Annotated in this window: 9 protein-coding genes; 2 read left to right on the top strand and 7 right to left on the bottom strand. The window is 60.3% G+C overall.

Annotated features, from left to right (window positions below; genetic code table 11):
* The first annotated feature begins 8 nt into the window (after positions 1–8).
* Positions 9–989: a lysylphosphatidylglycerol synthase domain-containing protein gene (locus GOB82_RS05985; RefSeq protein WP_166121002.1), complete on the top strand. Its 981-nt coding sequence runs from the start codon at positions 9–11 to the stop codon at positions 987–989.
* 97 nt (positions 990–1,086) lie between these two features.
* Entirely contained in the window at positions 1,087–3,678 is a 2,592-nt protein-coding gene (locus tag GOB82_RS05980; RefSeq protein ID WP_166120999.1) for an MMPL family transporter, read from the top strand.
* Positions 3,679–3,755: 77 nt separating this feature from the next.
* Here GOB82_RS05980 and GOB82_RS05975 read toward each other — a convergent pair whose 3' ends face one another.
* The 7 genes from GOB82_RS05975 to GOB82_RS05945 form a co-directional block, all read right to left on the bottom strand.
* The gene (locus tag GOB82_RS05975) at positions 3,756–5,015 is read right to left on the bottom strand and encodes an NAD(P)/FAD-dependent oxidoreductase (protein ID WP_166120996.1); all 1,260 of its coding nucleotides are present in this window, start codon (positions 5,013–5,015) and stop codon (positions 3,756–3,758) included.
* A 109-nt stretch (positions 5,016–5,124) separates the two neighbouring features.
* Entirely contained in the window at positions 5,125–5,364 is a 240-nt protein-coding gene (locus tag GOB82_RS05970; RefSeq protein ID WP_166120992.1) for a DUF3297 family protein, read from the bottom strand.
* A 94-nt stretch (positions 5,365–5,458) separates the two neighbouring features.
* Complete coding sequence (locus GOB82_RS05965; protein WP_242007217.1) at positions 5,459–8,812, bottom strand: efflux RND transporter permease subunit; 3,354 nt, start codon at positions 8,810–8,812, stop codon at positions 5,459–5,461.
* A gap of 158 nt (positions 8,813–8,970) precedes the next feature.
* Positions 8,971–9,771 (bottom strand): hypothetical protein, encoded by an 801-nt coding sequence (locus GOB82_RS05960; RefSeq protein ID WP_166120987.1) that lies wholly within the window; start codon positions 9,769–9,771, stop codon positions 8,971–8,973.
* Between the two features lie 783 nt (positions 9,772–10,554).
* Complete coding sequence (locus GOB82_RS05955; protein ID WP_166120984.1) at positions 10,555–11,517, bottom strand: efflux RND transporter periplasmic adaptor subunit; 963 nt, start codon at positions 11,515–11,517, stop codon at positions 10,555–10,557.
* A 15-nt stretch (positions 11,518–11,532) separates the two neighbouring features.
* Positions 11,533–11,733, bottom strand: coding sequence for a DUF1656 domain-containing protein (locus GOB82_RS05950; protein WP_166120955.1), 201 nt, complete (start codon positions 11,731–11,733; stop codon positions 11,533–11,535).
* 2 nt (positions 11,734–11,735) lie between these two features.
* Positions 11,736–13,820, bottom strand: coding sequence for an FUSC family protein (locus GOB82_RS05945; RefSeq protein ID WP_166120953.1), 2,085 nt, complete (start codon positions 13,818–13,820; stop codon positions 11,736–11,738).
* Positions 13,821–13,857: the final 37 nt, after the last annotated feature.

Below are 13,857 nucleotides of genomic sequence, written 5' to 3'. Positions count from 1 at the left end.
GGGGGAAGATGAAGCGGGTTACTGTCATCGCGGGCCTTTTGGGGCTGGGGCTGACTGTCTGGATGCTGATGCAGTTCGGCGCCCGCTCAATTGTGGCTCTTATCATGACAGGCGGCTGGGGCATTCTGGCCGCCATATGCTTTCATGCCGTGCAGGTTGCGCTCTCCGCGCAGGCCTGGCGCACCATTGCGGGCCAGTGCCCGTCTCCCACCCCCAGTTGGCGGGATTATGTTCTGCTCCGCTGTGTGCGTGAGGGGATAAACAATCTGCTTCCCGTCGCGCAAGTGGGGGGAGAGGTCTGGTCCAGCCGCCTGCTGGCACGGCGGGGTCTGGGTACACGCCACGCCGCCGCTGCCACCATTTGTGATCTCACACTGGAATTGCTCAGTCAGGTCCTGTTCACCTTCATGGGGCTGGGCCTGCTGCTGTTTCTGGTCAAGCGTTCTCCCATTACCGATGAATTGCTGGAAAGCGCGCTGGTGGCGCTGGCTGTCGGGCTCGGGCTGTTCGCCAGCCAGTGGCTGGGGGCCGTGGCTTTTGTGGAAGTACTGCTGGTCAGGATAGCGGAGCATCTGGGCTGGAATGGTGTGGAGGGCATTCGTGGCCTGCACCAGACTGTTCTGGGGCTGTACAAGGTGAAGCGGAATGCCGTGCTGGCGCTGTGGCTCCAGTTTGTGGCGTGGGCGCTTGGGGCCGTGGAGGTTTGCCTCATCCTGCATTTCATGGGGCATGATTGCCCGCTCTCCGTCGGGTTTGTGATTGAAGGCGTGGGGGAGGCGGCGAAATCCGTCGGCTTTGTCGTGCCGGGTGCGCTGGGCGTTTCAGAAGGCGGGTATCTGCTGATTGGCGGTCTGTTTGGCATCAGCCCGCCTGTGGCTATTGCCCTCTCCCTCATCAAACGCATGCGGGAAATTGCGTGGGGTGTGCCGTCTCTGGTGGTGTGGCAATGTCTGGAACATCGGTGGGATACGCGGCCTCAACAGGCGTGATCTGCATATCCTCCCTTGCATCGGGCCGGTGGGTTGGTCCAAACGAAAGCAGCTCTGGGCCTTGTGCCGCGAAATTTTCGGGATCTGATCATCTGCCATGTTTTCTGCCCCCATAGGTCGCTTCATCACGTTCTGCGCTCGTCATGCCTATGTGGTTGTGGCCTTGTTTCTGCTTTTCTCCGGCGGAGCTGTCTATGCGGGCATGACCTGCCTTGGCGTAACCACGGACACCAGCAAGATGCTGTCCGACCGTCTGCCATGGAAGCAGCGTTCGGATGAGATGGGCCGCCTGTTCCCGCAGAAGGAAAATCTGCTTGTTGCGGTGATTGAAGCCGACATCCCGGAGGAAGGGCAGGAAACCGCCCGCGCTCTGGCGGAAACGCTTTCAGCGGACCATACACATTTCAGCTTTGCCGAACGTCCGGATGCCAACCCCTATCTGATCCGCAACGGCCTGATGTTTCTGGAGCCTCAGCCGCTTTCCGATGTGCTGAACGATACCATTACGGCGCAGCCCTTTCTGTCCGCTCTGGCGCAGGACCCCTCCGCGCGTGGCCTGTTTGGCGCGATGTCTCTGATTTCTGAAGGCATCAAGCAGGGGCAGGCTGACCTGAAGGGCTTCCAGACGCCTCTGGTCGGGTTTGCGGATAATCTGGAAAAAGCAGCGGCAGGCCAGCCCCAACCGCTCTCATGGCAGAAGCTGCTGGGCGGGCAGTTGTCAGACCTCGCCGGGCGCTACCAGTTTGTTATGACCAAGCCGAAGCTGGATTACGGCTCTTTCCAGCCCGGTGGCGCGGCGTCTGCCGCCATGGTGCAGGCCATCAAGTCCCTCGAGTTTGTGAAAAGCGGCCATGCCAAGGTTTACATGACCGGGCAGGTGAAGCTGGATGATGAAGAATTCGCCACCGTGGCGGAGGGGATGGTCAGTGGTCTTCTGGGGTCTCTCGCCCTTGTCACCCTGTGGCTGACGCTTGCGGTCCGTTCATGGCGGGTTGTGGTGCCCATTGTTGTCACGCTGGTGGTCGGCCTGCTGCTGACAACGGGTTTTGCCGCTGTGGCGGTGGGCACGCTCAATCTGATTTCGGTGGCGTTTGCCATTCTGTTTGTCGGCATCGCGGTGGACTTTGCCATTCAGTTTTCTGTCCGCTTCCGGGCCCAGCACGCCGCATCCGGAGATGCCGGAATTGTTGAAGCCCTGCGGGAGACGGGGGAGGAAACCGGGCATCAGATTCTGGTGGCGTCTCTGGCAACGTCAGCAGGTTTTCTGGCCTTTACTCCCACAGCCTTTCTGGGGGTTGCCCAGCTCGGGCTGATTGCCGGGGTTGGCATGCTGGTTGCGTTTGTATGCACCACCAGCCTGCTGCCCGCACTGCTGAAACTCTTCCACCCCACGCTCGACTGCCCGGATATGGGCTACAGCTTCATGAAGCCGGTTGATGTGAAGATCCGCCGGCATCGCACGCTGGTGCTGGGGGTGTTCGGGCTGGTGGCGGCGGCAGGTCTCGCACTCGTACCGCAGCTCCAGTTTGATGGAGACCCGCTGCACACCAAAAACCCGAACTCTGAGGGGATGCGCGCGCTGCATCTGCTGATGAGCAACCCGCAATCCTCCCCCTACAGTGCGGAGCTTCTCGTCAAATCTCTGGATGACGCGCAGAAGCAGGCGGACCGGCTTGCCTCCGTGCCGCAGGTGCATGATGTGCTGTGGCTCGGTTCTTTTGTTCCGACAAAACAGGACGAAAAACTGGCGCTGATTCAGGATGCGGCGTCCGTCCTGCTGCCAACCCTGATTGTGCCCAACCCAAAGCCCGCGCCTGATGCGGCGACCCTGCGGGAGTCTGCCGGGGCAACGGCTGCGGCACTGGGCAGCGTGCTGGACAAACTCCCGGCGCAGGACCCGCTGCGGCGCATTCAGGCCGCTCTGCTCAAACTTTCCACCGCACCGGACCAGCAGGTTCTGGCAGCCAATGAGGCACTGGTGCGCTTCCTGCCTTCCCAGCTGGACCAGCTTCGCACCATGTTGCAGGCCACGCCGGTCACGCTGAAAGACATACCGCCCTCCATCGCGAATGATTACCTGCTGCCTGATGGCCGCGCACTGGTTGAAGTGCATCCCAAGGGCGTCATGTCCAACAGTGGGGCGCTGAGGAAGTTTGTCACGGCTCTTCAGGCTGTCGAGCCGGAGATTGCTGGCTCGGCGGTGGATATTGTGGAAAGTGCGCGCTCCATTGTGCGGGCGTTTGAGCAGGCCGCAGCGGCAGCCATTATCATGATTGCCCTCATCCTGTTCCTGGCACTCCGCCGGGTGAAGGATATGCTGCTGGTTCTCTCCCCCCTGATGCTTTCCGCGCTGATGACTGTCATTCTGGTGGTCCTGCTGCCGGAAACACTGAATTTCGCCAATATCATCGCCCTGCCGCTGCTGCTGGGTGTGGGCGTGTCCTTCAACATCTATTTTGTCATGAACTGGCGGGATGGGGTGCGCTTCCCCTTGGCATCGCCCACGGCACGGGCTGTGCTGTTTTCCGCGCTGACAACGGGCACGGCCTTCGGCTCTCTGGCCCTGTCGCATCACCCCGGCACGGCCAGCATGGGGCGGCTGCTGCTGCTCTCACTGGGCTGCACACTGCTGGTGACACTGGTTTTCGTACCCGCTCTTCTGCCCAAACGTCCGACGGATGAAGCCTGAAAGCTTCTGATGGCCGCAGAGCATAAAAAAACCCCACCATTCGGTGGGGTTTTTTGTGGCCTTGACGAGGCCGGGGTTCAGAATTTGATCCATTCCGGGTGGTGCGGCACGCTGATGTCGCGCCCCTTGAGCATCATGTCCCAATAGACTCGTGGGAAGACGGTGGTTTTCAGGAACCAGGCAAAGCGGCTGGGCTTGCGCTGGTCATACGGGAAGCTGGGAGCCGGTTTCCCGCCATACAGGAATTCCGCCAGAACAATCTTGCCGTAGCCCACAGTGAGCGGGCAGGCACCATAGCCGTCATAAATGCTGGAAAGCGGTTTGCCATCCAGAGAGGCCAGCAGGTTTGCCGTGACAACCGGCGTCTGGGCGCGGGCGGCGGCCATGGTCTTGGCGTTGGATGTGCCAATCACATCGCCCAGCCCGAACACATTGGCATATCGGGCGTGCCGCAGGGTGGAGGGGTCTACATCCAGCCAGCCAGCAGCATTGGCCAGCGGGCTTTTCTTGACGAAGTCCGGGGCGCTCTGCGGCGGGGTGACATGCAGCATGTCAAAATCTTTGACGATATTTTCCGTTTTGCCATCCGGGCCGCTCACGGCAAAGGTTGCCTTGCGTTCCGGGCCGTTCACGGCAATCAGCGTATGCTTGTACTGGAGCGTGATGCCGTAATAATCAACAGCCTTCTGGAGGGCGGGGAGGTAATAGCTCACGCCGAACAGGGCATCTCCCGCAAGGCAGAATTCCACAGTGGTGCGGTTCAGCGTGCCTTCCTTGCGCCAGTAATCAGAGGCGAGATACGCAATTTTTTGCGGCGCACCCGCGCACTTGATCGGCATGGGCGGCTGGGTGAACAGGGCCTTGCCACCGGAGAGAGACTGGATGCAGGTCCAGGTGTACTCCACCGTGTCTTTGGAATAGTTGCTGCACACGCCGTTGCGGCCCAGCGTTTCGGTCAGGCCTTCAATCTTGTCCCAGTCCAGTTGCAGGCCGGGGCAGACAATCAGACGGTTGTAGGCCACGGTCCGGCCATCAGCCAGCGTGATACGGTCTTCTTCCGGCTGGAAGGAGGCCACAGCGGCGCGCACCCATGTGCAGCCGTCCGGAATCAGGCCGCCTTCCTGCCGCAGCGTGCTTTTCAGCGTCATGACTCCAGCGCCCACCAGCGTCCAGCCGGGCTGGTAGGCGTGGGTGGTGGAGGGGTCAATGATTGCGATATCCAGCGTGGGCCGCGCCTGCCGCAGGCGGGCGGCAACTGCGATACCGGCCGCGCCGCCCCCCACGATGACAACTGTAAAGCGGAGGTCCGGGGTTTTTCCGGTTTCAGACTGGGCCATATATGCTCTCCCTGAGACTGTCTCACATCAGATAGATGTGAGCAGTATCACAAGCATCAATAATTTAATAAATTGATTAATTATTGGGGAGGCATGTTTATGGCGCAGGTTAGTCCTTGATCCAGGCTTCCACCGGGCCCTGCAGCTTCATGGTCAGCGGGTTTCCGTTGCGGTCAACCGTTTTGCCTACGGCCACGCGCACCCAGCCTTCGCTGATGCAGTATTCTTCTACATTGGTTTTTTCGACACCTTTGAAGCGAATGCCAATGCCGCGCTCCAGCAGGGCTTCATTAAAGTAGGGGCTGGTCGGGTTAACGGACAGACGATCAGGTACGGTGGTATCGGTCATGATGAAAAAACGTCCTTATGACAAAGGGGTATACACGCCGTTTTCTTAGCGACTTTTGAGCGTGATGGCCATTGGGCTCTCAGCCCGCCTCCATTCAGGGTGTGTGGGCGGGGGCGGTGTCTGAAGAGGTATCCCGGCTGATCAGGCGCAGCCTGCGGCCAAGGGCCGCGCCCATCCGCTTCACCCAGTTCCCCAGCCGGTGCATGAACAGATACACAACCGGTGTGGAATACAGTGTGAGCAACTGGCTGGTGGCCAGCCCCCCGATAACGGCAATGCCAAGCGGGCGGCGCAGCTCGGACCCATAACCATGCCCAAAAACCAGCGGGACCGCACCAAAGGCGGCGGCCAGGGTGGTCATCAGAATAGGGCGGAAGCGCGTCAGGCAGGCTGCACGAATGGCTTCTTCCGGCGGCAGGCCCTGCTCGCGCTCCACATGCAGGGCGAAGTCGATCATCAGGATGGCGTTTTTCTTCACGATGCCAATCAGCAGAATCACGCTGATCATGGCGATGAGGGAAAACGGTTCTCCGCAGATCCACAATGTCAGCACGGCACCCACCGCGGCGGAGGGCAGGGTGGAGAGAATGGTCAGCGGCTGGATGTAGCTTTCATACAGAATACCCAGCGTGACATACATCGTGACGATAGCCGCGATGAAAACCAGCAGTTCGTTAATCAGGTCTTTCTGCATGTCGCCTGCCTGACCGGAAAAATCACCGCGCAGGCTCTGGGGCGTATGCAGGGTGAACATGGCCTTCCGGATTTCGGCTGAGGCATCGCCCAGAGATTTGCCGGGAGCGAGGTCAAACGCGATGGACCCTGCAATAAACCCGCCTTGATGGCTGACCTGAAGCGGGGTGGGGGTGGTTTCCAGTTGCGCCACGGTGGGCAGGGGCACCATGGTTTCCGATGAGGAGGAAACGGCTGACCCGTTGGAGGCCCCGGCTCCGCCGCCTGCCAGACGGTTGGCAATGGCGTTCCGGAAGGAAAGCTGGCTGAGGGAGGCGGCCTTGGACTCCGAGGTGTCCGAGGGTTTCTTGACGCGGACAGTATTGGACGCCGTAGCCCCAGACGCCGTTCCACCGGCGGTGGAAACCCAGAGGGTTTTCAGCATTTCCGGGTTATCCCGGAACTGTTTTTCTACTTCCATCACCACGTAATAGGTGGTCAGCGGTGTGGAAATGGCCGATGCGGTGCGCTGCCCGTAGGCATCATACAGCGCATTGCCGATCAGTTGGGGGGTGACGAGGTATCGGGCAGCCGTATCCCGCTGGATGCGCACATGCATGGCGGTGCCATTGCCGGAGAGATGGCTGTTGACCCCGACAAGCACCGTGCTCTTGCGCAGGATGTCTATGATGCGCGGAACCCAGGTGTAGATATCTTCAGCGTTATCACTCTGGAAGACATAGCTGTATGTGCCCTCGTGCTGGCGGTCTCCGCCGCCGTTGATATCTCCGGCGTTGGAAATGCTGGCTGTCAGGCCCGGAATGTTCTTCACCCGCTCGCGCACGCGCGCGGCAATCTGCTCCGGGGTGGAGCTGCGGCTGGCCTTGTCTGTCAGCTGGGCAAAAACCTGCGCTTCATTGGCGGCGTCCTCCCCCGCGAAGGCAAGAACGGACTCGACATCATGGTCCGCCACCATGGCGTTGATGACCTCTTTCGTCTTGCCGCACATGGCCGCGAAGGAACTGGTCTGGTCAGCGCTCAGATAGCTTTCCAGCAGGGAGATATCCTCTGCGGGCAGGACTGTCTTGGACATGACAATCAGAATGCCGATGGTGGCAAAAAAGCTTGCGGGCAGGGAGAGGAAAATCAGCCAGGGGTGGCGCAGCGCCCAGTTGAGCGAGCGCGCATAGCCGCGCATCAGCCGTTCCAGCATCGCGTCCGTGCCGTCTGCCAGCAGATGGGCGGCGCGTGTCAGCAGGCCCTGTTTACGGGGGGAGGCGCGCTCACCCGGCTCATGATGGATTTCCAGCATATAGGCGCACATCATGGGGGTGAGCGAGATGGACAGAAAGAACGAGACGGTGACAGCCGTGGTCAGTGTCATCGCAAATTCAAAGAAAATCTTGCCCGGAATCCCTCCCAGCAGCAGCAGGGGCAGAAAAACTGCAATCAGCGAGATGGTGATGGAGAGAATGGTAAACGCAATCTCCCGGGAGCCGAGGAGTGTTGCCTCCATGCGGCCCATCCCGGCTTCCATATGGCGGGCAATGTTTTCCACCACCACAATGGCGTCATCCACCACAAAGCCTGTCGCAATGGTCAGCGCCATGAGGGAGAGCGTATCAAGCGAGAAGCCCATCAGATGCATGACTGCCAGAGACCCGGCCAGCGAGATCGGCACCGTCACGGCGGGGATGAGCGTGGAGCGCCAGCTCCGCAGGAAGGCCAGCACCACCAGCACCACCAGCAGGACGGAAATCAGCAGGGTGTATTGCGTATCCACCAGCGCCCCGCGGATGGAGACAGAGCGGTCTGACGCCAGTTTGAACTGCACATCCGCTGGCAGCGCATTGCTCAGGAGTTTCGCACGGGCGCGGATGGCGTCCGTTACTTCAATAACATTTGCGCCCGGCTGCGGGCGGATAACGGTGATAATGGCGGACTGGTGATTGTACCAGGCGGCCTTGCGTTCATCCTGCGGGCCATCCCGCACAATAGCCACGTCGGTCAGGCGCACGGGGCGACCGTTGCGGTACCCGATGACAAGATCCCGATACTGGTCGGCCGTACGGGCCTGATCGTTCGTTTCCAGTGTCAGGCGTTCACCGCCGGAATCAAGGAATCCCTTGGGGGTGTTCGCATTGGCGGAGGCCAGTGCGGACCGCACGTCTTCAAACCCGATGCCGTATTTATACAGCATCATGGGATTCATTTCCACGCGCACGGCGGGTTTGGAAGAGCCGACCATCTCTACCCAGCCAACGCCCTTCACACCGGCCAGCACCGGCTTGAGGCGTGTTTCCGCCAGATCACGCAAGGCGGTGGTGGTGCGGGTGGCGGAGGTCATGACAGCCAGCATGATCGGGCTGTCAGACGGGTTGGCCTTGTAATATTGCGGGGGCATGAGCAGTGTGTGCGGCATGTCCGCCCGGGCGGCCTGCAAGGCGGCCTCAACATCGCGCGCGGCGCCGTTGATGTCCCGGCTGTTATCAAAAAACAGCAGGACAAACGCGCTGGTATCTGTTGAGTCGGACCGCATGCTGGTCAGCCCGGCAATCTGCCCCAGATGCCGCTCCAGCGGTGTGGTGAGCGCGCTGGCCATCTGCTGTGGGGATGTGCCGGTCTGGGTCGCGACAACATAGATAACCGGCACGGAAATATTGGGCAGATCCGCCACGGGCATGGCGCGGTAGGCAAAAACGCCCGCCAGAACAAAGGCCATGGCCATCAGGATTGTGCCGACGGGCCGCATGATGAAAAGCCGGCAGATAGACAAAGTCGGTCTTCCTTAACCATGATGGTGGCGGTCGGCCGAGGCGGCCAGCCGGCTGTTCAGCAAAGCATCAAAAGATTGATATCCGGTTCAGCCAACCGGCCTGAGATGCAGGCCCCCTGAAACCACCGTGCCCGAGGGCAGGAAAGGCAGGCCGTGCCTTACGGCAGGACGTTAACCTTGTCTGCATGCGTGCGTGGCGCCGGGGCGGCGGCATCACTGATAATCTTTCCGCTTCCGTCTCGTTCCGTTGCCAGTGCGCCTGTGACTTTGTCAACACTGATCGCACCGCTTTGTTCAACATGGAACAGGCCAACATCTGTCACACCATGAAAAACCGCGTTCCCCGTGCTTCGGGAGGTAATCTCCAGCGCCTGAAGCTGGCCGGACCCTGCGGTAAAGCTGGCGCTCCCGCCCAGATACAGAGCCAGAGCTGGGGCATTGATGCGCGTGATGGTGACGGGCGCACTCTGCTCGGAGCGGATGCGGGCGGAGTCAGAGAGTGTGGAAATGGTGATGGGGCCGGAAGATTGGGAAACAAGGCCCAGTTCTCCGGTGCGGCCCAGTGCAAGTGTGCCACTGCCCGCATGGATGAACACGGTTCCCGTGCGGTCCTCCACCACGATGTTGGTGCTGCCTGCATCCTCAATGGTCAGGGGTATGTCGGGCCGGGTGGAAACCGTCAGGCTGCCGCGCCGTGAGCAGTTTTTCTGCGCAAGCGTGATGGTGCCATCCGGCGCGATGGCGCGGGTAATGTCCGCCGGAAAGCCGGGCTCAAGATGCACAGGCTCAGCCTGACCGGCCTTGCTGACGATATGCAGGCTTTGCAGGCAGGGCGTGCGCACCATCAGCCCCGGGCCTTTTACAGGCGGGGCTGCGCGTGCAGGGGCGATGCACAGTGGAAGCGCCAGGCAAAGCCCGGCCAGCAGGGCGCGGGAGAAGGGAAGGTTTTTTCCAGACATGGGATTCTGTGTGCCAGCAGGCTGCGGAGGCGTCCAGTTACAAGACAGCAGCCAGTGACAGGACACCAGAAAGACATTTGCCACGGAATGCCTCTTTTTCATGATGGTGCAAGGGTGAAGAGGGCATGTATAAGTAAAAAATAATTTTTCAGGAAAAATTATATGAATACAGAACGATTTGAGAATATTGGTGATAGCTGTGAGTTCGGATTTGTAAAAAGATCTCATAGTGATGAAAGTGGTGGCCTGCTGAGATGGGTTCGTTCTTCTGAGACATCCCTCGCGGAAGGGTTGAAGAGTCGCTTCGATAGTCTCTATTTGTTTGAAAATCTTTCACCATATTCAGAAGATATGCTTCTGGATTCCCGATATGGCCTTTATTTTCACACGGCAATCCATTCCAAAGACCGCCAATGGGTGGAGCCTGAGGCGCGTCGGCGTGAAATCCATAAATCCGAGAAGGAAAAGATCGACTATCTGGTCGAAAAATTCTTCCGCCGTCTGGCCGATCCGTCGGTCATTCTCGTCTACAAACGCAATGAGAACGTGTCACACGAGGGAGCGGAGCAACTGGCTCAGGCCATCGCGCGGCATGGCCCCGCACGCCTGCTGGTTGTGCGCCATACGCAGGACCCGGCCCTGATCGGGCATGTCATGCCGGAACAGTCTTATCTGGCGGGATATCTGGACCGCTTTGCGCCCTACGCGCATGCGGACCAGTTCTCGCCTGTGTGGAACAGGGTGCTGGAGGCCGCTCTGGCGGTGCCGCATCCGGACCGGGCCTCAGTTACGCGGGCCACTGCCGCCCGCGCCCCCCATCAGGGCATCGTGCAGGCGGTCAAAGGTTTCGGCCAGCGTATCGTGGGCGCGTTTGCCCTTGCTGCCGACAATGGTGACCGTGGTGGTCATTCCGGCGGCAATCTGGGTTCCGGGCGGGATACTGTCGATATGCACGCGCACCGGAATGCGCTGGGCGAGACGCACCCAGGTGTAGACCGGGTCAACTGAGGGCAGGCCCTGTGTGGAGGGCGTGGCGTTTGGTGTCGCAATACCGCGTGTGATGCTGATGACATGCCCCCACATGGGCTCCCGGAAGCCCATCAGGTCCATCCGCACCCGGTCTCCCACATGGATGGAACGGATTTTTGTTTCCTCAAAATAGCCATCCACCCAGTAGGAAGAGGCATCAATCACCCGGATATTGGGTTTGGCGGCGGCGGCGTAATCTCCCACCCGCATGATCAGGTTGGTCACATAGCCAGTCACGCTGCTGCGCACCTTTGTGCGGTCCAGATTGATTTTTGCCTGGGCGAGTGCGGCCATGGCATCCCCATACTGGGCTTTGGCCATGTCCGCCGTGGCCTGATAGACCTGCTTTTCCTCGCGGGAGGCCGCAACTTCCGTCAGCTTGTTGCGGCGGCTTTCCTGCGTGGTTTTCAGTTGCATGTCGGCCTGACGTTCGTTCACACGGGCTGTGGCAGAGGCCACGGCCACCTTGAAATCGAACGGGTCGATCTCATAGAGAACATCCCCGGCGTGAACGAACTGGTTGTCCTTCACCAGAACCGAGATGATCTGCCCGGAAACGCGCGGGGCAATATCGGCCACCTGAACGCGCACCTGCCCGTTTCTGGTCCAGGGTGCGGCGGTGTAATAGTCCCACAGGATCAGGCCGACCACAGCGGCAATGGCGAGAATGGTTCCCGTCGTGACAAATTGCAGGGCGCGGCGGGCGCGTTCAAACACGGCTGGGCAATCCTTTTACAAGAGAAGGGTATAAAGGCCGATCAGGCAGACAAGCAGCCCGAATTCAGCCAGCGGCAGGTTCCAGATCACCCGTCGGGCGCCGATTTTTGCCAGAATGGGGTTCAGTATCAGCAGCGTGACAACAGCCAGACCGGCATGCACGACAAAGGAGGATACCAGCAGGCCATCGATATCCAGAACAGCGTGAAGGTCCATGTTCAGAACGCCTTCCATTGCTGATCTGGCAGCGGGATGATGTCATACAGTTTAAGAGCGGAGCGATTATGCTCAAGCAGCCGGATGGCCCCGACCATGCCGGATATCGCCGCGAGCGCTGTCGCCATTTCACCGTGTGGCAGGGTGATGGCTTTATCCAGCAGGATGCGGGCCTGCCGCCGCATGCGGAACAGGGCGGCATCGGCATTATAGACCACCGTTGCGCGGAAGGCGGCCTCCGCATCGGGCCGGATGGCGGGAATAGTGGCGGCGCGTTGCAGATGGCGGCGTGCGCGGGCCAGTTCCACATTCAGCTCATCCAGACTTGAAAGACGGTTGAAAACGCGGATTTTCGCCAGACTGTCCGGCAGATAGTGGTTCCAGTCGAGAATTTTGCACAGCCGGTCATAATGGCGGCTGATCAGCGCGGAGCCTGCCTGCTCCCCGTGGCCTTCAAGCTGAAGGCGCAGATCATGCCCGATGGTGATCGCAACGCGAAAGCGGCGGCGGCTGGCGGAAGGGGGCAGCAGCAACACCAGCGAGATGAAAATGATCACCGCGGCGAAGAGATACAGCACATTCCGGTCGATAAAGGCTGAGGGCTCGTAATTCTGTGCATTGGCCACACCCAGAATCACGAAGAAGAACACCCCGGCATTAAAGCCGACTGTTGCGGTTCTGGGGTTCAGCAGCAGCAGGCAGCCGCCGAAAATAACCGGGATAACCGCCATGGCGAGAAACGGCATATCCGCACCTTTGGGCAGAATGCCAAAATTCAGCACCGCCGCCACAGCAATGGCCAGGGGCGTGCCGATCAGCGCGCCCATGCCAAACCCGCGCGCATTATAGGTGGAGGCGGCCAGTGTAAGAATTACCGCGACCTGCGAGAGGGCGATGTAGGTCGAGGGAATATCCGAAATAATGCAAAGCCCTGCCGCCACCGTAAAACCGGTGAGGGTGCGCAGGCCAGCCAGCAGGGCGGCGATCACATCGTGATGCTGCTCGATTTTCAGTTCAGGAGCCTGTGTGCGGGCGCGTTTGCCGTTTTCAAAGGCATCAATGCCGTCAGTAGCCCAGCGGGCATCGGAATGCAGGGCCATGGTGCGCTCGATCAGCCAGGCTTCATCCAGTGTGGGGCCACGCCCCGGCTCCATCGCGTGAGCTTCCCGCGCCAGATCTTCCATATCCTGCACAACCTGCCGGGGGGAGGCCACGGTTGTGCCCTCTCCAAAGGTGGTGCGGATCCGGGCGAGCACCGGGCCGGAAACATCCCCCTGACGCAACACGGAGGCGATGGCGCGGCTGCAACTGAGCATTTCCAGCAGCGCCACCATGGCCGAGCGTGCCCCGGCCAGCCTCACGCGTGCATCGGGCAGCTCTGTTCTGGCGTAGGAAACCTGAGAGGTGAGGGCAATAATCTCCCCGGCCAGTCCGGCACAGGCTCTGTCATCCGGAATGCCGTGTCCGGCTATGGCATCGCGGCTGATGCGCTGCACCATACCGGCAACACGGTGCAGGTTGGTGGCCAGTTTTTCCCACGCGGTGGGCGAGCCGAAAATGTCATTCACCGCGGCGGTGGCGGCAATACCGACAACAATGGAAGAAACGCGGTTGACCGTGACATCAAAAACAGCGCCGGGACTATCAATGCAACTGATGCCGACAATGGCAACGGTGTAGCCCGAGAGCATGGCGGCATAGGCGCGGAAGTCTTTCTCCAGCGTGCCGATAATGGTGCACAGCGTCAGCCACAGCCCGACACCCCCCAGAAACACCACACGGTCCTGATTGAAGCAGGCAGTGAGAAACAGGGCGACAAACGCCCCCACCAGCGTGCCAACCAACCGGTAGACCGCCTTGGAGAGAACCTGTCCGCGCAGGGGCTGGGCCAGAATCATCACGGTTACGGCGGCGGACCCGGGGGAGGAGAGTTGCAACCAGAACGCGGTGGCCAGCGCCAGCACGGCGGAAAGCCATGTGCGCAGGCAGAACAGAAACCAGCCGGGCGGGAAAAGGGACGCAGGCAGGGAAGGGATCAGCCCTTTCCAGAAGCTGGCGGGAGAAGCGGCGGGGGTGTTGAAACTCATCCTCTCCCTCATCCTTGCCGCGTGGAGGCTTGCTTGA

This window comes from Acetobacter farinalis, from assembly GCF_011516935.1.
Classification (GTDB): Bacteria; Pseudomonadota; Alphaproteobacteria; order Acetobacterales; family Acetobacteraceae; genus Acetobacter; species Acetobacter farinalis.
Note: the sequence above shows the minus strand (reverse complement) of the source record. Positions and strands in the feature narration are given on the sequence as shown.

What these genes read in the sequence shown, in the direction of transcription:
- GOB82_RS05975 (WP_166120996.1), bottom strand. Translation starts at nt 5,015, where the DNA reads ATGGCCCAGTCTGAAACCGGAAAAACCCCGGACCTCCGCTTTACAGTT.
- GOB82_RS05945 (WP_166120953.1), bottom strand. Translation starts at nt 13,820, where the DNA reads ATGAGTTTCAACACCCCCGCCGCTTCTCCCGCCAGCTTCTGGAAAGGG.
- GOB82_RS05950 (WP_166120955.1), bottom strand. Translation starts at nt 11,733, where the DNA reads ATGGACCTTCACGCTGTTCTGGATATCGATGGCCTGCTGGTATCCTCC.
- GOB82_RS05980 (WP_166120999.1), top strand. Translation starts at nt 1,087, where the DNA reads ATGTTTTCTGCCCCCATAGGTCGCTTCATCACGTTCTGCGCTCGTCAT.
- GOB82_RS05970 (WP_166120992.1), bottom strand. Translation starts at nt 5,364, where the DNA reads ATGACCGATACCACCGTACCTGATCGTCTGTCCGTTAACCCGACCAGC.
- GOB82_RS05985 (WP_166121002.1), top strand. Translation starts at nt 9, where the DNA reads ATGAAGCGGGTTACTGTCATCGCGGGCCTTTTGGGGCTGGGGCTGACT.
- GOB82_RS05960 (WP_166120987.1), bottom strand. Translation starts at nt 9,771, where the DNA reads ATGTCTGGAAAAAACCTTCCCTTCTCCCGCGCCCTGCTGGCCGGGCTT.